Below are 19,162 nucleotides of genomic sequence, written 5' to 3'. Positions count from 1 at the left end.
ACGACATGAGTCTTCCGAGTTACACCTGCGGACCGCAGACCAAACCCCTGTTGGCGATGACCATCGGTGCGGCGTTCGACCGGGCAGTCGAGCGGTTCGCCGAGCGTGAGGCCCTGGTCGTACGGCATCAGAACCTGCGTTACACCTGGGCGCAGCTGGCCGATAAGGTGGACCGCTGCGCACGCGGGCTGCTTGCGCTAGGTTTGCAGCCTGGCGAGAGGGTGGGCATCTGGTCACCGAACAACGCCCAGTGGTGCATCACCCAGTTCGCGACCGCGAAGATCGGCGTGGTGCTGGTGAACATCAATCCGGCCTACCGCCTCAATGAACTCGAGTACGCGCTCAAACAGTCCGGCTGCCGTTGGCTGATCTGCGCCGATACGTTCAAGACCTCCGATTACCACGCGATGCTCCACGAACTGCTGCCCGAGCTGGAAGGCTCAGCGGTCGGCGCGCTGCGCAGCCACATGCTGCCGGAGCTGCGCGGGGTGATCAGCCTGTGCGACAAGCCGGTGGACGGCATGCTGTTGTGGAAGGGGTTGATGGGCATGGCCGAGCAGGTCGGCCCCGAGCAGCTGCGCCAATGCAGCGAGCAGTTGCAGTTCGACGATCCGATCAACATCCAGTACACCTCTGGCACCACGGGTTTTCCCAAGGGCGCCACCCTCAGTCACTACAACATCCTCAACAACGGCTACATGGTCGGTGAGAGTCTGAAGCTCACCGAGCACGACCGCCTGGTGATTCCGGTGCCGCTGTATCACTGCTTCGGGATGGTCATGGGCAACCTGGGCTGCGTGACCCACGGCACCACCATGATCTACCCGAGCGCCGCCTTCGAGCCGCTGGCGGCACTGCAGGCCGCGGCCGAAGAGAAGGCCACCGGCATGTACGGCGTGCCGACCATGTTCATCGCCATGCTCGACCACCCGGAGCGCCAGTCGCTGGACCTGTCCAATCTGCGCACCGGGATCATGGCAGGCTCGACCTGCCCGATCGAAGTAATGAAGCGGGTCATCGACGACATGCACCTGGCCGAGATGCAGATCGCCTACGGCATGACCGAAACTAGCCCCGTCTCGACCCAGACCGGACCGGATGACGACCTCGAGCGCCGCGTCACCAGCGTCGGCCGCACCCAGCCGCACCTGGAAAGCAAGGTCGTCGACGAGCACAACCGCATCGTGCCGCGCGGGCAGATCGGCGAACTCTGCACCCGCGGCTACAGCGTCATGCTGGGCTATTGGAACAACCCGGAAGCGACCGCTAGCGCCATCGACGGCGCGCGCTGGATGCACACCGGCGACCTCGCGATCATGGACGACGAGGGCTATATCAAAATCGTCGGACGCAACAAGGACATGATCATTCGCGGCGGCGAGAACGTGTATCCGCGCGAGATCGAGGAATTTCTTTTCACCCACCCAGCGGTGGCCGACGTGCAGGTGATCGGCGTGCCGGACAAGACCTACGGCGAAGAGATCGTCGCCTGGGTCAAGCTGCACCCCAGCCACCAGGCCACGGCCGACGATCTGCGCGCGTTCTGCAAGGGCCGTATCGCCCACTTCAAGACGCCCAAGCACATCAAGTTCGTCGACGAGTTCCCCATGACCATCAGCGGCAAGGTGCAGAAGTTCAAGATGCGCGAAGTCAGCGTCGCCGAACTGGGCCTTGCCGACTAACCGAGCCGCGGCGCGCCGGCGAACAGTCGGCCGCGCCATCTGGTGATCAACGTTACGGAGCGCTACATGTCCCAGCCGATCAGTCGTTTTCCGCTCGTCGACGATCTTGCCTCACTGCCTGCCGATGTCCGCGAGCGCATTGTCGCGGTGCAGGAGAAGGCGGGCTTCGTACCCAACGTTTTTCTGATGTTGGCCCATAGGCCTGATGAATTTCGCGCGTTTTTTGCCTACCACGATGCTTTGATGGAGCGTGAGTCCGACAGCCTGACCAAGGCCGAGAAGGAGATGATCGTAGTGGCAGTGAGTGCCGATCACGGCTGCTTGTACTGCGTCGTGGCGCATGGCGCGATCCTGCGCATCCTCGCCAAGGATCCGCTGATCGCCGATCAGATCGCCGTCAACTACCGCACCGCGCCGATCAGCGAGCGGCAGCGGGCGATGCTCGATTTCGCCCTGCATCTGGCCGCTCAGCGTGGCGTGCTGGATGACGCCTGGCAGGCGCGGCTGGAAGGGTTGGGCTTCACCCAAGGGGACATCTGGGATATCGGCGCGATTGCCGCGTTGTTCGGTTTGTCCAACCGCCTGGTGTCGATGGCGCGCACGCCGCCCAATGACGAATTCTATTTGCTGGGCCGCGTGCCCAGGCCGGCCGCGAGCTAAGTGGTGGCCACGGATTTACCGCACCAAGCGGTAAACACGAGCCTGACAGAAGCAGGTCGGGCTCACAGCTGCATCCACGAAGACAATAACAAGAGAGATGACTATGCAACTGAAACCCCTGAGCCGTTTCTTCATTCTCAGCAGCCTTGCGGCGTCCGCCCTGGGCACCTCGACGATGGCTTCAGCCGCGTTTCTCGACGACAGCAAGGCCAGCGTCGAATTGCGCAACTTCTACATGAACCGCGACTTCCGCGAGAGCGGTGCGAGCCAGTCCAAGGCCGATGAATGGGCCCAGGGCTTCATCATGAAGATCGAATCGGGCTACACCGAAGGCCCCGTCGGCTTCGGCCTCGACGCCGTTGGCTTGCTGGGCATCAAGCTCGACTCCAGCCCGGATCGCTCCGGTACCGGCATCCTGCAGCGCGACCGGGAATCCAAGCGCGCCCAGGACGACTACGGCTCGGCAGGCCTGACCGCCAAGGCGAAGCTGTCCAACACCACGCTGCATGTCGGCACGCTACAGCCGATCATCCCGGTGGTGATGCGCAACGACAGCCGCCTGCTGCCCAACACCTACCAGGGCGCCTGGTTACAGAGCAAGGAGCTCGAAGGCCTGACGCTCGATGCCGGCAAGCTGACCGACATCAGCTATCGCGACTCCTCGGACAGCGAGGAGATGGCCGTCTTCAACGGCGGTGCGCGCAACATCGTGCTGGGCAGTACCAAGACCAGCGACGAATTCCTGTTCGCCGGCGGCAAATACCAGTTCAGCCCCGAGCTGACGGCCAGCTACTACTACGGTGGCCTGGACGGCATCTACAAGCAGCACAACACGCAACTGGTCCACATCATGCCGCTGGGTGAGAGCCAGAGCTTCAAGACCGACCTGCGCTACGTGCGCTCCACCGATGACGGTGGCAGCAACGTCGACAACGATGCCTTCGGCGCACTGTTCACCTACAAGATCGGTGGTCACGGCTTTACCGGCGGCTATCAGAAGATGAGTGGCGACACCGGCTTCGCGTACATCAGCGGTGGCGACAACATGCTGATCAACCTATTGCAGATCAATGACTTCGGCAACCAAGATGAGAAGTCATGGCAGGTTCGCTACGACTATGATTTCGCCGCCCTGGGCATGCCCGGGCTGACTCTGATGACCCGCTACGTGTCCGGTGACAACGTCAACCTGGCCGCCGGCGGCGAAGGTGAAGAGTGGGAGCGCGACACCGACATCGCCTATGTCGTGCAGAACGGTCCGCTGAAGAACTTCGGCATGAAGGTGCGCAACGCCACGGTGCGCAGCAACTTCGGCAGCGACCTCAACGAAACCCGCCTGATCCTCAGCTACACCCTGGCGCTCTGGTAAAGCCGGGCGCCTTTTGCCGCAACACCTCCTCGTTGATCTTTTTACCGGGCCCTATGGCCCGGTTTTTTTCAATATGTTTCACGTGCGTTGAGAGGCCGTTCAAGCCCGCGCCGTGCCTGCTCTCGGGCTCAATCGGACGTTTGAAAACGACGCTTGCCTCGCGTCGCGATCGATTGTTATCGTTTACGTAAAGGTCATCCAGCGACCTGCGCCGTACCTACAACAATAATCAAAGGCTAGAGGGCACCTCATGGAACCAGAGTTCGTGCTGGAAACGCGCGGTCTGACCAAGGAGTTTCGCGGCTTCACCGCGGTTGATTCCGTCGACCTACGTGTTCGAAAGGGTCACATCCATGCATTGATCGGCCCCAACGGCGCCGGCAAGACCACCGTCTTCAACCTCCTCACCAAATTCCTCACACCGACCCGCGGCGACATCCTCTATCGCGGCCAATCCATCACCGCGCTGAAAGCCAATGAGATCGCCCGGCTCGGGCTGGTGCGCTCGTTCCAGATTTCCGCAGTGTTCGGCCATATGAGCGTCATGGAAAACGTTCGCGTTGCGCTGCAGCAGAAGCTCGGCAACTCGTTCCACTTCTGGAAATCCGAGCGGACCCTGCGCACGCTCGACGACCGCGTCATGCAGCTGCTGGCCGAGGTGGACTTGGAGTCCTTCGCCCACACATTGGCCATCGAGCTGCCCTACGGCCGCAAGCGCGCGCTGGAGCTGGCGACCACCCTGGCGCTGGATCCGGTGGTGCTGCTGCTCGACGAGCCGACCCAGGGCATGGGCGGCGAAGACGTCGACATGGTCGTGGCACTGGTGCGCCGCGCCGCGGAAAACCGCACGGTGCTGATGGTCGAGCACAACCTCAGCGTCGTCAGCCGACTCTGTGACCGGATCACCGTGCTGGCGCGCGGCGCGATCCTGGCCGAAGGCGACTACGACAGCGTCTCGGCTAACCCCGAGGTGCGCGAGGCCTACATGGGCAGCGAAGCCGGCGCAGAGGAGGCTCACGCATGACGCCCATGGCCGACCGCGACCAGCTTCGGGTCGATGACCTGCACGCCTTCTACGGCGAATCGCACATTCTTCACGGCGTCGACATGGTCGTCGGGCGCGGCGAACTGGTGACATTGCTCGGGCGCAATGGCTCGGGTCGCAGCACCACGTTGCGCGCGATCATGAACATGGTCGGCCGCCGCACCGGCTCCATCGTGGTCAACGGCAACGAGACCATGGGCATACCGGCGCACCAGATCCCGCGGCTCGGAGTCGGGTATTGCCCCGAAGAGCGCGGCATCTTCTCCAGCCTCAACGTCGAGGAAAATCTGCTGCTGCCGCCCACCGTGCGCAGCGGTGGAATGGGCCTGGACGAACTCTACGAAATGTTCCCCAACCTCTACGAGCGGCGCTTCAGCCAGGGCACGCGACTGTCCGGCGGCGAGCAACAGATGCTCGCCATGGCGCGCATCCTGCGCACCGGCGCCAACCTGCTGCTGCTGGACGAAATCACCGAAGGCCTGGCTCCGGTGATCGTGCAGAAGCTCGGCGAGGTGTTGATCAAGCTGAAGAAGCGCGGCCTGACCATCGTCCTGGTGGAGCAGAACTTCCGCTTCGCCGCGCCGCTGGCCGACCGTCACTACGTAATGGAACACGGGCAGATCATCGAAGAAATCAGCGCTGCCGAACTGGATTCGAAAAAGGAGTTTTTGAATAGCTGTCTTGGGGTCTGACGGCCCCGTCAGAAGGAACTGCCGGTTCGCAGTATGTACCGGTGTGCATATCAATAAAGGCCACAACAAAAACAATCACAGTGGGTGACTATGAACATCATCAAGAAAACCGCAGCCGCCGCTCTCGTCTCCAGCATGATCGCCGGTACCGCACAGGCCGAGATCAGCAACGATGAAATCCGCATCGGCTATCTCGCCGACATGTCGGGCACCTACCGCGATCTGTCGGGCCCCGGCGGCCTGGAAGCGCTGAAAATGGCCATCGAGGATTTCGGCGGCAGTGTCGACGGCAAGAAGATCGTCACCTTCAATGCAGATGACCTGAACAAGCCGGACGTGGGCGCCAACACGGTCCGTCAGTGGATCGACGAGCGCAACGTGGACATGGTGACCGGTCTGGTCGCCAGCTCCGTGGTACTGGCGGCGGCAAAGGTGGTGGAGCAGGGCGGCAAGCTGGCGCTGATTTCCGGTGCGGCGGCGTCGAGCATCACCAATGAGTTCTGTTCACCCAACCACATCCACTGGACCTACGACACCTTCGCGCTGGCCAACGGCACTGCCAATGCAGTCCTGAAAGACGGCGGCAAGAGCTGGTTCATCCTCACCGCCGACTACGCCTTCGGGCACGCGATGGAAGCCGACATCAAGAAGGTCGTAGAAGCCGAGGGTGGCAGCGTCGTCGGCACCGTGCGCCATCCTTTCCCGAGCAGCGATTTCTCGTCCTACATCCTGCAGGCGCAGGGCTCGGGTGCTGACGTGGTCGCCCTCGCCAACGCCGGTGCCGACACGGTGAATTCGCTAAAGACCGCCAGCGAGTTCGGCGTCACCCAATCCGGTCAGAAGCTCGCCGGCATGGTCGTATTCCTCAACGATATTCATGCCATGGGCCTGGATGTGACCCAGGGGCTGATGCTGACTACGGGCTGGTACTGGGACATGAACGACGAAGCCCGCGCCTGGGCGAAACGTTACGAAGCGCGAGTAGGCAGCATGCCGACCATGGTGCATGCCGGTATCTACTCGGCCACCACCCATTACCTGAACGCGGTGAAGGCCACCGGCAGCGACGACACCCAGACCGTTCGGGCAGAGATGGCCAAGACCCCGGTCAACGACATGTTCGCCAAGAACGGCAAGATCCGCGAGGACGGCCGCATGGTGCACGACATGTATCTGGTCCAGGTCAAGAAGCCGGAGGAGTCCAAGGGTGAATGGGACCTGTACAAGGTCGTACGCACCATTCCGGGCGACGAGGCGTTCCGTCCTCTTGCCGAGAGTCAGTGCAAGCTGGTCACCCAGAACTGATCGATCTGCACCGAGCCATCCCTGGCCAACGCCGGCCGGGGCGTCACGGACTTTTCCGGGTAGTGAATCATGACTCTCGTTTTCGGCGTTCCCCTGAGCGTATTGCTCGGGCAGTTGCTGCTCGGGCTGATCAACGGCTCGTTCTACGCCTTGCTGAGCCTAGGGCTGGCGATCATTTTCGGGTTGCTGCGGATCATCAATTTTGCCCACGGCGCGCAGTACATGCTGGGCGCCTTCGCGGCCTTCCTCGGGCTCAATTATCTGGGCATCAACTACTGGGCCGCATTGCTGCTCTCGCCCTTGCTGGTCGGTTTGCTCGGCATTGGCATCGAGCGTGGCTTGCTGCGGCGCATCGCCGGTGAGGATCACCTGTACGGGCTGTTACTGACCTTCGGTCTGGCGCTGATCGTCGAGGGCAGCTTCGTCAAGCTGTTCGGCGTCTCCGGTTCGTCCTATCCCATGCCCGAGATGCTCAAGGGCGGGCACAACCTGGGCTTCATGTTCCTGCCGACATATCGCGGCTGGGTCATCGTCGCGGCGCTTTCGGTGTGCTTCGTCACCTGGTACATGATCGAGCGGACCCGGCTGGGTTCGTACCTGCGCGCCGGCACGGAAAACCCGAAGCTGATGCAGGCCTTCGGCATCAACGTGCCGCTGCTGATCACCCTGACCTACGGCTACGGGGTCGCGCTGGCGGCGTTCGCCGGCGTGCTCGCAGCACCCATCTATGCGGTGACGCCGGGCATGGGATCCAACCTGCTGATCGTGGTGTTCGCCGTGGTGGTGATCGGCGGCATGGGTTCGATCATGGGCGCGATCATCACAGGCCTGGCCATGGGATTGATCGAGGGGCTGACCAAGGTGTTCTACCCCGAGGCGGCCAACACGGTGATTTTCGTCATCATGGTTTTGGTCCTGCTGGTTCGTCCGGCCGGGCTGTTTGGTAAGGAGGCGTGAAGATGACGACCCAACAAAGCGTTCAAGCGTCTCCGATAAGCGTGCGTGCCAATGCCGAACGTGAACGGCGGAAGGCGGCACGGCGGCGTCAGCATCTGTTCTATCTGGCGCTGCTCGGCGTGGCGTTGGTGGCGCCGATGATGGTCTATCCGGTGTTCCTGATGAAGCTGCTGTGCTTCGCGTTGTTCGCCTGTGCGTTCAACCTGCTGCTGGGTTACGCGGGGCTGTTGTCGTTCGGCCATGCCGCGTTCTTCGCCTGTGGTGGCTACATCACGGGTTATATGTTGAGCACCTACAGCGGATTGAGCACCGAGTTGGGCATTCTCGCCGGCACGCTGGCCTCCACCGTGCTGGGCCTGGTGTTCGGCCTGCTGGCGATCCGGCGGCAGGGCATCTATTTCGCAATGATCACCCTGGCGCTGGCACAGATGATGTTCTTCGTCTTCGTCCAGGCGCCGTTTACCGGCGGCGAGAACGGCCTGCAGGGCGTCCCGCGTGGTTACTTGCTGGGGCTGTTCGACATGCAGAGCAACCTGTCCCTGTACTACTTCGTGCTGGCGGTGTTCGTGCTCGGTTTCGTCATCATCCAGCGCACCATCCATTCGCCCTACGGGCAGGTGCTCAAGGCGATCCGCGAGAACGAGCCGCGGGCGATTTCCCTGGGTTACAACGTCGATGCGCACAAGCTGCTGGCCTTCGTCATCTCCGCCGCGCTGACCGGCCTGGCGGGTTCGACCAAGACCGTGGTGTTTCAGCTCGCGTCGCTGACCGATGCGCACTGGCACATGTCCGGCGAAGTGATCCTCATGACGCTGCTCGGCGGAGTGGGCACCATCCTCGGCCCGGTCGTGGGCGCGACGGTGGTGGTCACGCTGCAAAGCTCACTGTCCAACGGTCCGCTGGGCGAGTGGGTGCATGTGATTCTCGGCGTAATCTTCGTGGCCTGCGTACTGCTGTTCCGCGCAGGGATCGTCGGCTGGGTCGAGCGGCTGATCAAACGGAACTTCAAGTAGAAGGTGGAGGGAGGCGGAGACCGGTGGCGTCCGAGCTCCCGGACCGGTCGGCCCAGCAGCGCTCGCCAATGATTGGAGAGTTGCCCCGGGGCGGAACTACCTGAGCAGCCCAGTGGGCTGCATTCGCCGCGGGGGCGCGGCTCCCACCAAAACGGGCCGGTGTGGATTCCGTAAGCCGCGGTGAGCGCATTCGGCGAGGTAGGGCACCGGGATCGTCATGGTGTCACAACGCTACAGGTGCAGATTAGTTGTGGGAGCCCCGCCCTCGGGGCGAAGCTGTTCGGCGGTGAGATAGCCCTGCTGTCGCGCAGGGCCTTGTTGCTCAGGCGTTTTTCCAGCTGGGGCTGCGTTTTTCCAGGAAGGCGTTAACGCCTTCTTTCTGGTCCTGCGTATCGAACAGTTCGGCGAAGAGTTCGCGTTCGGCAGCCCAGCCGGACGTGTGGTCGTCGTTGCGCGCGTTCATCACCAGGCGTTTGCAGCGGCTGACCGACGAGGGGCTTTGCTTGCTGGCGCCTTCGGCCAGCTTGAGCGCCGCCTCCAGCGATTGCCCGCGCGGAACGACTTCCTCGACCAGGCCGATCTTCTCAGCGCGCTGCGCATCGATGCGTTCGCCGCAGAGGATCATGCGCTTGGCCCAGCCTTCGCCCACCAGCCACGGCAGGTTTTGCGTCCCGCCGGCGCACGGCAACAGGCCGACGCTGGCTTCGGGCAGCGCCATTTGCGCCTGCTCTTCAGCGATACGGATGTCGCAGGCCAGCGCGCATTCCAGCCCACCGCCCATGGCATAGCCATTGATGGCGGCGATGGACACACCGCGAAAGCGCGTCAGCGCATCGAAGGCGCGGCCGAAGAGGGCGGCGACTTCGCTGGCCGATGCCTTGTCGCCGTCTGCGAACTGCTTGAGGTCGGCGCCAGCGGAAAAGAACTTCTCGCCTTGCCCGGTGATGACCAGCGCATAGACTTCAGGGTCTTCGTTGAGCTGGCCGATCAACTGCTCCAGGGCAGCCAGCGACTCGCGGTCCCAGGTATTGGCAGGTGGGTTGGCAATGGTCAGCAGGGCCGTGTGGCCGCGCATGTCGAGTTGGATCTTCTGGCTCATGTCGGTTCCTTGTTCTGAGTTTGGGACAGATGCCTTGTAGCGAAACGAGATTCGAAGACGAGCCTAGCAGCGGAAAAATAGTAAACCCATGGTGCGAAATGCACAGGTATTCTGTGTTTTTGCACAGTAGGCCCGTGGATGGCCTACTGAAAACCGAAAGGAACTGGAGCCTGCAGTGGACTGGGACAATCTGCGTTTCTTCCTTGAACTCGCGCGTGCCGGCAAGCTGACAATCGCCGCACGGCGGCTGGCCGTCGATCACACAACCGTGGCGCGTCGTGTGCAAGCGCTGGAGAAAGCCTTGGACCGGCAACTCTTCATCCGCGCCAAAGCCGGTTATCGGCTCTCCGAGGCCGGACGCGAACTGCTCGCCCAGGCCGAGGCCATGGAGAGTGCCATCGCCTCCATCGAACAGCCGAGCCTGACCGCCGACAAGCTGTCCGGTCAGGTGCGCATCGGTGCCACCGAAGGCTACGGCACCCTGATGCTGGCCGGCCAGTTGGCTAATCTGACCCGTGACTATCCGCACCTGGGCGTGGATCTGCTCGCCGTGCCGCGTTCAGTCCGCCTGGCGCGCCACGAGGCCGATATCGTCATCACGTTGGAACGCCCCGAGCGCGGTCCGTACGTGATCACCAAGCTGACCGACTATGTGCTGCGGCTCTACGCGTCGGAAGCCTACCTGGCCGCGCATCCGCCCATCCGCAGCCGGGAGGACCTGGCGGGCCATGTATTCGTCAGCTACATCGAGGATCTGCTCTACAGCAAGGAGCTGTACTTCCTCGATGAAATAGTCCGCCCGCGCCAGCACTCGCTGCGCAGCACCAGCATCATGGCGCAGCAGGAGGCGGTCGCGGCCGGAGCCGGACTGGCGATCCTGCCGGCGTTCTCTGCGCACAAGGAGCCCTTGCTGAAGGAAGTGCTGGTCGACGAGATCGAGTTCACCCGTACCTTCTGGATGCTGATGCCGGTGGAAAACAAGGACCTGGCGCGGATGCGGGTGTGCTGGGATTTCCTGCGTGACGTGGCCGCCAACACCCATGACGTGATGATGGGGCGCGCATGAACCGCGAAGGCAAGGGCACGATTTCCGTCCAGCTGGTGGAGCAGGCGCTGCTGGCCTTCATCTCGCCAACGCTGCCCCCTGAACAGCTGATGCGCCACCTGGGGCTGGCGCCGATCGACCTTTACGACCCTGATGGCCGGATCGATGTCGTCGAGTACAGCAAACTGTGGCGACGCCTGGCGCGGCATTTCGACGATGAATTCTTCGGCATGGACGCCCGGCGCATGCGCGTCGGCAGTTTTGCCTTCGTCTGCCGAGCCGCAATGGCGCAAGCGACGCTCGACAGCGCTTTGCGGGTGGCGCTGGACTTCTTCGGGCTGACCTTCGAAGGCTTTCATGGCGAGCTGAAGCGCAGCGAGAGCCTGGCGGAGGTGACGCTTGTGGAGAACGCTGACGCAGCGCCACTGCGTGCCTTCGGTTACTTCACGTTCTGGATGTTGCTGCATGGCCTGGCGTGCTGGCTGGTCGGCCGGCGCATTCCGCTGCTGGCCGTCGAGTTGCGCTGCGAACAGCCGCCCTATACCGACGACTACCGGGTGATGTTCTCGCGCAACCTGCGCTTTTCCCGGCCGAGTACGCGGATCATCTTCGCCGCTGAAGTGCTCGATCTACCGGTACGGCGCAGCGAGCAGGAACTGCACGGATTCCTGGCCCAGGCACCGGCCAATATCCTGGTCCGCTACCGCGATACGACCAGCCTTGCCAGCCGCATCAAGTCCCTGTTGCGCGAATTGCCGGCGGAGCAATGGCCGACCAGCGATCGCATGGCTCAATCGCTGTGCGTATCCCCGTCGACCCTGCGCCGGCGCCTCGCCGAAGTTGGGCAGCCGTACCAGGCGATCAAGGATCAGATTCGCCAGGAGATGGCCACGCTGTGGCTGGCCGACGCCTCGATCACCTTCGCCGAAATCGCGGAGCGTCTGGGGTTTGCCGATGTGAGCTCCTTCTACAAAGCGTTCCGCAAATGGACCGGGACCAACCCAGGCCAGTACCGCGGGCTTATCTTGCGCGCGGATGAGTGAATCGAGCGGCCCGACCGCGAGATCAATGTAGCCGATCCGCCGCATGGCCTATCGTCAATACGTCGGGCTTCGTTGCTTTTTTCTTGGAGGGAGGCCCGACCCGGGGCGAAGCTTTTGGCTTCTGGGTTGGGCCGAACGCCGTTTCGCCGCGGGGCGCGCCTCCCACAAAAAGCGCGTCGCCGCCGGTTTTCTTCTTTGCTTTAGTTTTTGCTCCTGTTGGGCCCAGCCTGCCGCACGCGCTTAGCCGCAACACCGACCTGACTCCCTCGCTCCTCCGGGGAGAGGGCCGGGATGAGGGGAGCGAAGCTAAGTTGACCAAGCCGGCCCACCACCCTCAGCCACAACGCCAATCTAGCTCCCTCGCCCCTCCGGGGAGAGGGCTGGGGTGAGGGGAGCGAGGTCGAGCTGACCAAGCCGCTCAGCCGCACGCACCGACCTCGCCGCGATTTGGCCAAAACAGTCACCGCGATTGCGTGCAACGACCATTGCCGCCGGCTTTGGGTCTGATGAAGATGAAGGCAAGGTGATCAAGCAGCACGCGGCTGTCTGGTCCCAACTATCTTCGCGAGGTCGTGCTGTGAACATTCAAGACAAGGTTTTCCTGATTACCGGCGGTGCATCCGGGCTGGGCGCGGCAGCTGCCGAAGCGCTGGTCGCGGCGGGCGCAAAAGTCGTTCTGGCGGATATCAACGCTGAATTGCTGAGCGAACGCAGCGAAGAACTGGGCGCCAACGCCTACGCCGTGGTCACCAATGTGTGTGACGAGGCGGCCGCGCAGGCGGCGGTGAACGCGGCGGTCGAGCAATTCGGCGGCCTGCACGGGCTGGTCAACTGCGCCGGCGTCGCCAGCGGCGAAAAGATTCTCGGCCGTCAGGGCCCGCACGGGCTGGCGAGCTTCAGCAAGGTGATCAATCTCAACTTGATCGGCAGCTTCAACATGCTGCGTCTGGCCGCCGAAGCCATTGCCCGTGGCGAGGCCGACGCGCAGGGCAACCGCGGCGTGATCATCAATACCGCGTCCATCGCGGCCTACGACGGGCAGATCGGACAGGCCGCCTATGCGGCGTCCAAGGGCGGCGTGGTCGCCATGACGCTGCCGGCATCGCGTGAACTGGCGCGCCATGGTATCCGCGTCATGACCATCGCACCCGGCGTGTTCGAAACGCCAATGATGGCCGGCATGCCGCAGGAAGTCCGCGACTCGCTGGCTGCCGGTGTGCCATTCCCGCCACGGTTGGGCCGCGCCAGTGAATACGCTGCCCTGGTCCGCCATATCGTCGAGAACGACATGCTTAATGGCGAGGTCATCCGCCTCGACGGCGCCCTGCGCATGGCTGCGAAATAATCGGAGAAGACAGATGAACAACGATCCCATCGTGATCCTGGGCAGCGCCCGTACCCCCATGGGCGGTTTTCAGGGTGATCTGAAAAGCCTCAGCGCGCCGGAGCTTGGCGCAGCGGCAATTCGCGCAGCAGTCGAGCGCAGCGGCGTCGCCGCCGAACAAGTGCAGGAAGCGCTGATGGGCTGCGTGCTGCCGGCCGGCCTCGGCCAGGCGCCTGCCCGTCAGGCCGCGCTTGGGGCTGGACTGGGCAAGGCGACCGCGTCGACCACCCTGAACAAGATGTGCGGCTCGGGCATGCAGGCGGCGATCCTCGCTCACGATGCGTTGCGCGCCGGCAGTGTCGACCTGATCGTCGCCGGAGGCATGGAAAGCATGTCCAACGCGCCTTACCTGCTGGAAAAAGCCCGCAGTGGCTATCGCATGGGCCATGGCAAGGTGCTCGACCACATGTTCCTCGACGGCCTGGAAGACGCCTATGACAAGGGCCGGTTGATGGGCACCTTCGCCGAAGACTGTGCGCAGCAGCATGGCTTCAGCCGCGAAGAACAGGACGCCTACGCACTGACCTCGCTGCAGCGTGCCCGCGATGCCATCGCCAGCGGCCGCTTCGCCAGCGAAATCGTTCCGCTCGAGATCACTCACGGTCGCGAGCAGCGGACCGTTCGTGACGACGAGCAGCCGCCCAAGGCGATGCCGGAGAAGATTCCGTCGCTCAAGCCCGCCTTCCGCGAAGGTGGCACCGTTACCGCCGCCAACTCCAGTTCGATTTCCGATGGTGCCGCGGCGCTGGTATTGACGCGGCGTTTCCACGCCGAGCAGCTCGGGGTGAAACCCCAGGCAGTGATTCACGGCCACGCGGTGTTCGCCGACGCGCCCAATCTGTTCCCCACCGCGCCTATCGGCGCCATTCACAAGCTGCTGGAACGCACCGGCTGGCGTCTCGACGAGGTGGACCTGTTCGAGATCAACGAAGCCTTTGCCGTGGTAAGCATGGTCACCATGCGCGAGCTTGGGCTGGATCACGCCAAGGTCAACGTCAATGGTGGCGCCTGTGCCCTGGGCCATCCCATTGGCGCGTCCGGCGCGCGGATCCTGGTCACCCTGATCGCCGCACTGCGCGACCGCGGCCTGCGCAAGGGCATCGCGGCCATCTGCATCGGTGGTGGCGAAGCGACCGCCGTGGCCGTCGAGCTGCTCGACTGAGGATTTGCCATGTTGCTCAACGAAGACCAAACCAGCATCCGGGACATGGCCCGGCAGTTCGCCCAGGAACGCCTCAAGCCGTTTGCCGCCGATTGGGACCGTGAACATCGCTACCCAGCCGAGGCGATTGCCGAGATGGCTGAACTCGGTTTTTTCGGCATGCTTTGCCCGGAGCAGTGGGGCGGCAGCGAGACCGGCTACATGGCCTATGCGCTGGCACTGGAAGAAATCGCCGCGGGTGATGGCGCCTGCTCGACCATCATGAGCGTGCACAACTCGGTCGGTTGCGTGCCGATCCTGCGTTTCGGCAACGAAGAGCAGAAGCAGCGTTACCTGACGCCGCTCGCCAGTGGTGCGCAGATCGGCGCCTTCGCGCTCACCGAGCCGCATGCCGGCTCCGACGCCAGCAGCCTGCGTACCCGCGCCCGGCGTGACGGCGACAACTATGTGCTCAATGGCGCCAAGCAGTTCATTACTTCGGGCCAGCATGCCGGCACGGTAATCGTCTTCGCCGTGACCGACCCGGACGCCGGCAAGCGCGGCATCAGCGCCTTTATCGTGCCCACCGACACGCCCGGCTACCAGGTGGTGCGTGTCGAGGACAAGCTTGGTCAGCATGCCTCGGACACCTGCCAACTGGCGTTCGAAGACATGCGTGTGCACGAATCCCAGCGCCTTGGCGAGGAGGGCGAGGGGTACCGCATCGCCCTGGCCAATCTGGAAGGCGGCCGCATCGGCATCGCGGCCCAGGCGGTCGGGATGGCGCGAGCAGCGTTCGAAGCGGCTCGCGACTATGCTCGCGAGCGAGAGGCCTTCGGCAAGGCGATCAGCGAACATCAGGCCGTTGCCTTCCGCCTGGCCGACATGGCGACGCAGATCGCCGTGGCCCGGCAGATGGTGTTGCACGCCGCGGCGCTTCGCGAGGCCGGCCAGCCGGCTTTGGTTGAAGCATCCATGGCCAAGCTGTTCGCCTCCGAAATGGCCGAGAAGGTCTGCTCGGCAGCGATCCAGACGCTGGGTGGCTACGGTTATCTCAAAGATTTTCCGGTAGAGCGCATCTACCGCGACGTGCGCGTCTGCCAGATCTACGAAGGCACCAGTGACATCCAGCGATTGGTGATTGCGCGCAATCTGGGCGAGTGATTGCCCGAGCCGCATCACCGGGCGAGGCACTTTTGTTCAGTCGCTGAATCGGCTGCTCTTGTAGGAGCAACCTCTGGTTGCGACTTCGGGTTCCGCGTGGCTGCGGTTCGCGGGCAGAGCCCGCTCCTACAGGGGCGAGGTGCGCCTGTCAGTCAATGAATCGGCTGCTCTTTGTAGGAGCAACCTCTGGTTGCGATCTGGGTTTCCGCGTGGCGGCGGTTCGCGGGCAGAGCCCGCTCCTACAGGGGCGAGGTGCGCCTGTTTAGCCAATGAATCGGCTGCTTTTTGTAGGAGCAACCTCTGGTTGCGATCCCGGGTTCCGCGTGGCTGCGGTTCGCGGGCAGAGCCCGCTCCTACAAGAGCGCTCAGCTCCAGCCGTCGGCGTTCTGCGATGTCCGGATCGCCCCTGGCGTACGTGAAAACCGCGGTGCCGGAGCCGCGTGTAGGGCGCCGTCGATATCGCGGTACACGCCACGTGCTTGCATGTGCGGGTGCTGTGCGGCTTCGTCCAGTGTAAGTACCGGCGCGAAGCAGGCATCGGTGCCTTCGAGCAGGGCGCACCATTGAGCTTGGGTTCGTGTGGCAAACAGCTCCGCAAGCTGCTCGCTCTGCTCCGGCCAGAGTTTGGGGCCCGTGCAGCCATTAAGCAGGGCATCGGGCGCCTCGATGCGCTGCATCAGCTCGGCAAAAAACTGCGGTTCCAGTGGCCCGACGGCGATGTCGCGGCCGTCCGCACAGGTGTAGCAGCGGTAATGTGGGGCGGCGCCTGAGAGCAGGTTGCGGTCGCGCTCCAGCGAGATGGCGCCGCTGGGCAGCAGCCCGGCGAAGAAGGTCATCATCGAGGACACGCCGTCGATGATGGCGGCATCGACCACTTGGCCTTGGCCTGATCGTTCGCGCTCCCACAGCGCCGCCATGATGCCGAACGCCAGATACAACGAGCCGCCGCCGAAGTCGCCGACCAAGTTGAGCGGCGGGATTGCCGGGCCTTCACGGCCACCGATTGCGGCCAGTGCGCCGGTGATGGCCAGGTAGTTGATGTCGTGTCCGGCGCTTTGGGCCAATGGCCCGGTCTGGCCCCAGCCGGTCATGCGGCCGTAGACCAGTCGTGGGTTGCGTGCGTGAGCCTGCTCCGGGCCGAGGCCCAGCCGCTCCATCACGCCCGGGCGCATGCCTTCGATGATGACGTCGGCGCCGTCGGCGAGCGTCAGGCACTGCTGACGACCTGCATCGGTGCGGATATCCAGGGTCAGCCGCTTGCGGCCGCGATCGGCCACCGGATTGGGCCAGCCATTTCCGCCCTCGCGCTCGATGCGGATCACCTCGGCGCCGAGGTCGGCCAGCAGCATCGCGCAGTGCGGGCCGGGCCCGATGCTGGCGAATTCCAGCACGCGCAGCCCGAGCAGAGGGCCTTGGCGAGGTTGCGATTTATCCATCGATATCGAGCTCCCGAGGCATAGCGCATCGATTCAGGCGGATGATCCGTTTCACCCGCATTGTTACTCGTAGGATGGGTGCACCCATCGAGCGGCTGGCGGGGTCACTTCGGACCCTGGCTGAGGCTGGGTGACGGTCCTCTCTGATGGGTTGCACCCATCCTACGAACGTAGTTTGGTTCGCCGTACTAATGCTCTTGTAGGATGGGTGCAACCCATCGAGCGGCTGACGCGCCCACAGCGGACCCTGGCTGACCGGATGGCGGTCCTGTCTGATGGTTTCTCCTGTCCTATATGGCTGATGGGTTTCACCCATCCTACGTTCGTAGTTCGGTTAGCCGTGCCGTGCAGTCAGCTGTTTGCCGCGCTAGTGGTCATCTCCAGCAGGTGGTCGCGGTAGCGGTCGCGCAAGGTCTTCTTGTCGATTTTGCCGGTGGCGGTCAGGGGGACGGCGTCGAAGATCACTGCATCGGGCATCCACCATTTGACGATTTGCGGTTCGAGGTAGGCGAGGACCGCTTCGGTGCTGATTTCGGCGTCGTCATGCGATTCGATGATGAGAATCGGGCGTTCTTCCCATTTCTCGTGGGGCACGCCGACCACCGCGGCGATGCGCACGCCAGGGCAGGCCACAGCGATGTTTTCGATGTCGATGGAGCTGATCCACTCACCGCCAGACTTGATCACATCCTTGCTGCGGTCGGTGATGCGCATGTAGCCGTTGGGATCGATGGTGGCGATGTCGCCGGTGTCGAACCAGCCTTCCTTGTCCAGTGCGCTGGTGTCGCTGCGGAAGTAGCGCTCGACCGTCCAGGGGCCGCGCACCAGCAGCGCGCCGGAGCTGGTGCCGTCGTGGGGCAGCTCGTTGCCCGCTTCGTCGACGATCTTCAGCTCGATGCCGAATTGCAGGCGGCCCTGGCGGGTCCAGATGGCCTCGTTGGTGGCCGCTTCGCCCATCGCTGCGAGCTTGGGCGTTGGGGTGGCGACCACGCCGAGCGGGCTGGTCTCGGTCATGCCCCAGAGCTGGCGGACGCTAACGCCATAGCGGGTCTCGAATTTCTCGGCCAGCGCGCGCGGCACGGCCGAGCCGGCGATCACCAGACACTTGAGCTGGCCGGTGTCCTCGCCGGTGCGCTCCAGATAATTGAGGTACATGGTCCAGATGGTCGGCACGCCCCCGGAGAAGGTCACGCCCTCGGTCTGGATCAGCTCCTGCAGGCTGGCGCCGTCCATCTTGTCGCATGGCAGGACGAACTTGCAGCCGTTGATCGCTGCGGTAAAGGGCACGCCCCAGGCGGTGGCATGGTAAAGCGAGGAGCAGGGCATAATGCAGTCGAATGCAGAGAAGCCGAAAGCGCCGGTGAGACCCGCAGCCATGGCATGCAGCACGACGGAGCGATGGCTATACACCACGCCCTTCGGATTGCCCGTGGTGCCTGAGGTGTAGCAGAGCATGGCGCCGGCGTTCTCGTCGAACCGCGGCCAGTCGGTGATTGGCTGCTCCCTGGCGATCAGGGTTTCGTAGCTCTGCGCGCCGATCTCGCCCGGCTCGGTGCGTTGCGCATCCGACAGCATGATGAAGGTGTGGATGTGCTCCAGCCGTGGCCGAACTCGTTCGACAACGGAGAGAAAGCTGCGATCGAACAGCAACACGCCGCTACCGGCGTGGTTCAGGGTGTAGATGATCTGTTCGTCCGACAGACGCGGGTTGGCGGTGTGCAGCACGGCACCGATGCCCGGTACGGCGAAGAACAGCTCGAAGTGACGATGCGTATTCCAGGCCATGGACGAGACCAGGTCGCCGGGTTTGACGCCAAGGCTTTGCAACATCGCGGCGGCCTGGCCGGCGCGCCTCGCCAGGCCTGCATAGTCGTAACGCCAGATGGGCTCGTCGACCAGTCGCGAAACGATTTCCCGGTCGCCGTGGGCGAGGGCGGCGTGGGTCAGGATGCCGCTGATCATCAGCGGGGTCTGCTGCATCGTACCTTTGAGCATCTTCGTATCCTTTTTATTGTTCTCTGGGTGGCGCCTGCCAGGCCGCCATCTGCCATTCGGAATACTGCTTGCGGTTGTCGTCGTGCGAGAGGTCCGTGCCTACCGGTCGTCAATACCTCCGCATTGTTTCCC

Annotated in this window: 16 protein-coding genes; 13 read left to right on the top strand and 3 right to left on the bottom strand. The window is 63.5% G+C overall.

Going from position 1 to position 19,162, the window contains the following annotated elements; all coding sequences use genetic code 11:
* The first annotated feature begins 5 nt into the window (after nucleotides 1–5).
* The 8 genes from KCX70_RS11950 (at nucleotide 6) to KCX70_RS11915 (ending at nucleotide 8,723) form a co-directional block, all read left to right on the top strand.
* The gene (locus KCX70_RS11950) at nucleotides 6–1,682 is read left to right on the top strand and encodes an AMP-binding protein (RefSeq protein ID WP_212617676.1); all 1,677 of its coding nucleotides are present in this window, start codon (nucleotides 6–8) and stop codon (nucleotides 1,680–1,682) included.
* Nucleotides 1,683–1,748: 66 nt separating this feature from the next.
* The gene (locus KCX70_RS11945; RefSeq protein WP_212617675.1) at nucleotides 1,749–2,342 is read left to right on the top strand and encodes a peroxidase-related enzyme; all 594 of its coding nucleotides are present in this window, start codon (nucleotides 1,749–1,751) and stop codon (nucleotides 2,340–2,342) included.
* Between the two features lie 103 nt (nucleotides 2,343–2,445).
* Nucleotides 2,446–3,711, top strand: a complete 1,266-nt coding sequence (locus tag KCX70_RS11940) for an OprD family porin (RefSeq protein WP_212617674.1) — start codon at nucleotides 2,446–2,448, stop codon at nucleotides 3,709–3,711.
* Between the two features lie 250 nt (nucleotides 3,712–3,961).
* The gene (locus tag KCX70_RS11935) at nucleotides 3,962–4,735 is read left to right on the top strand and encodes an ABC transporter ATP-binding protein (RefSeq protein WP_212617673.1); all 774 of its coding nucleotides are present in this window, start codon (nucleotides 3,962–3,964) and stop codon (nucleotides 4,733–4,735) included.
* On the top strand, nucleotides 4,732–5,448 hold the full coding sequence (locus tag KCX70_RS11930) for an ABC transporter ATP-binding protein (protein WP_021206886.1): 717 nt from the start codon (nucleotides 4,732–4,734) through the stop codon (nucleotides 5,446–5,448). Before KCX70_RS11935 ends, KCX70_RS11930 begins: the two co-directional genes overlap by 4 nt.
* Before the next feature lie 90 nt (nucleotides 5,449–5,538).
* Entirely contained in the window at nucleotides 5,539–6,753 is a 1,215-nt protein-coding gene (locus KCX70_RS11925; protein WP_212617672.1) for an ABC transporter substrate-binding protein, read from the top strand.
* Nucleotides 6,754–6,822: 69 nt separating this feature from the next.
* Complete coding sequence (locus tag KCX70_RS11920; RefSeq protein ID WP_021206884.1) at nucleotides 6,823–7,710, top strand: branched-chain amino acid ABC transporter permease; 888 nt, start codon at nucleotides 6,823–6,825, stop codon at nucleotides 7,708–7,710.
* Nucleotides 7,711–7,712: 2 nt separating this feature from the next.
* Nucleotides 7,713–8,723 carry a branched-chain amino acid ABC transporter permease gene (locus KCX70_RS11915; protein WP_212617671.1) on the top strand — a complete coding sequence of 337 codons (1,011 nt, stop codon included), beginning with the start codon at nucleotides 7,713–7,715 and terminating at the stop codon, nucleotides 8,721–8,723.
* 322 nt (nucleotides 8,724–9,045) lie between these two features.
* On the opposite strand, the gene KCX70_RS11910 is transcribed toward KCX70_RS11915, so the two are convergent.
* Nucleotides 9,046–9,822 carry an enoyl-CoA hydratase gene (locus KCX70_RS11910; protein WP_212617670.1) on the bottom strand — a complete coding sequence of 259 codons (777 nt, stop codon included), beginning with the start codon at nucleotides 9,820–9,822 and terminating at the stop codon, nucleotides 9,046–9,048.
* Nucleotides 9,823–9,997: 175 nt separating this feature from the next.
* On the opposite strand from KCX70_RS11910, the gene KCX70_RS11905 reads away from it, so the two are divergent.
* The 5 genes from KCX70_RS11905 to KCX70_RS11885 all read left to right on the top strand — a co-directional run bounded on the left by KCX70_RS11905 (nucleotide 9,998) and on the right by KCX70_RS11885 (nucleotide 15,599).
* Nucleotides 9,998–10,888: a LysR family transcriptional regulator gene (locus KCX70_RS11905; RefSeq protein WP_021206881.1), complete on the top strand. Its 891-nt coding sequence runs from the start codon at nucleotides 9,998–10,000 to the stop codon at nucleotides 10,886–10,888.
* Nucleotides 10,885–11,910, top strand: a complete 1,026-nt coding sequence (locus tag KCX70_RS11900; protein WP_212617669.1) for an AraC family transcriptional regulator — start codon at nucleotides 10,885–10,887, stop codon at nucleotides 11,908–11,910. Before KCX70_RS11905 ends, KCX70_RS11900 begins: the two co-directional genes overlap by 4 nt.
* Before the next feature lie 577 nt (nucleotides 11,911–12,487).
* The gene (locus KCX70_RS11895; RefSeq protein ID WP_212617668.1) at nucleotides 12,488–13,255 is read left to right on the top strand and encodes an SDR family NAD(P)-dependent oxidoreductase; all 768 of its coding nucleotides are present in this window, start codon (nucleotides 12,488–12,490) and stop codon (nucleotides 13,253–13,255) included.
* 13 nt (nucleotides 13,256–13,268) lie between these two features.
* Nucleotides 13,269–14,456, top strand: coding sequence for an acetyl-CoA C-acyltransferase (locus tag KCX70_RS11890; RefSeq protein WP_212617667.1), 1,188 nt, complete (start codon nucleotides 13,269–13,271; stop codon nucleotides 14,454–14,456).
* Nucleotides 14,457–14,465: 9 nt separating this feature from the next.
* A complete protein-coding gene (locus KCX70_RS11885; protein ID WP_212617666.1) occupies nucleotides 14,466–15,599 on the top strand; it encodes an acyl-CoA dehydrogenase in 1,134 nt (377 codons plus the stop codon).
* A 365-nt stretch (nucleotides 15,600–15,964) separates the two neighbouring features.
* On the opposite strand, the gene KCX70_RS11880 is transcribed toward KCX70_RS11885, so the two are convergent.
* Together KCX70_RS11880 and KCX70_RS11875 are read right to left on the bottom strand one after the other, a co-directional pair.
* On the bottom strand, nucleotides 15,965–17,035 hold the full coding sequence (locus tag KCX70_RS11880) for a CaiB/BaiF CoA transferase family protein (protein ID WP_212617665.1): 1,071 nt from the start codon (nucleotides 17,033–17,035) through the stop codon (nucleotides 15,965–15,967).
* Nucleotides 17,036–17,386: 351 nt separating this feature from the next.
* Entirely contained in the window at nucleotides 17,387–19,030 is a 1,644-nt protein-coding gene (locus KCX70_RS11875; protein ID WP_392602167.1) for a long-chain fatty acid--CoA ligase, read from the bottom strand.
* Nucleotides 19,031–19,162: the final 132 nt, after the last annotated feature.

Origin of the sequence: Stutzerimonas stutzeri, assembly GCF_018138085.1 — a bacterium.
GTDB lineage: Bacteria > Pseudomonadota > Gammaproteobacteria > Pseudomonadales > Pseudomonadaceae > Stutzerimonas > Stutzerimonas stutzeri_AI.
Note: the sequence above shows the minus strand (reverse complement) of the source record. Positions and strands in the feature narration are given on the sequence as shown.

Bases quoted from the DNA above. Each gene is read 5' to 3' on its own strand.
- KCX70_RS11940 (WP_212617674.1), top strand. From the start codon at position 2,446: ATGCAACTGAAACCCCTGAGCCGTTTCTTCATTCTCAGCAGCCTTGCG.
- KCX70_RS11880 (WP_212617665.1), bottom strand. From the start codon at position 17,035: ATGGATAAATCGCAACCTCGCCAAGGCCCTCTGCTCGGGCTGCGCGTG.
- KCX70_RS11915 (WP_212617671.1), top strand. From the start codon at position 7,713: ATGACGACCCAACAAAGCGTTCAAGCGTCTCCGATAAGCGTGCGTGCC.
- KCX70_RS11950 (WP_212617676.1), top strand. From the start codon at position 6: ATGAGTCTTCCGAGTTACACCTGCGGACCGCAGACCAAACCCCTGTTG.
- KCX70_RS11885 (WP_212617666.1), top strand. From the start codon at position 14,466: ATGTTGCTCAACGAAGACCAAACCAGCATCCGGGACATGGCCCGGCAG.
- KCX70_RS11910 (WP_212617670.1), bottom strand. From the start codon at position 9,822: ATGAGCCAGAAGATCCAACTCGACATGCGCGGCCACACGGCCCTGCTG.
- KCX70_RS11920 (WP_021206884.1), top strand. From the start codon at position 6,823: ATGACTCTCGTTTTCGGCGTTCCCCTGAGCGTATTGCTCGGGCAGTTG.
- KCX70_RS11945 (WP_212617675.1), top strand. From the start codon at position 1,749: ATGTCCCAGCCGATCAGTCGTTTTCCGCTCGTCGACGATCTTGCCTCA.
- KCX70_RS11930 (WP_021206886.1), top strand. From the start codon at position 4,732: ATGACGCCCATGGCCGACCGCGACCAGCTTCGGGTCGATGACCTGCAC.
- KCX70_RS11890 (WP_212617667.1), top strand. From the start codon at position 13,269: ATGAACAACGATCCCATCGTGATCCTGGGCAGCGCCCGTACCCCCATG.
- KCX70_RS11935 (WP_212617673.1), top strand. From the start codon at position 3,962: ATGGAACCAGAGTTCGTGCTGGAAACGCGCGGTCTGACCAAGGAGTTT.
- KCX70_RS11900 (WP_212617669.1), top strand. From the start codon at position 10,885: ATGAACCGCGAAGGCAAGGGCACGATTTCCGTCCAGCTGGTGGAGCAG.
- KCX70_RS11925 (WP_212617672.1), top strand. From the start codon at position 5,539: ATGAACATCATCAAGAAAACCGCAGCCGCCGCTCTCGTCTCCAGCATG.
- KCX70_RS11875 (WP_392602167.1), bottom strand. From the start codon at position 19,030: ATGCTCAAAGGTACGATGCAGCAGACCCCGCTGATGATCAGCGGCATC.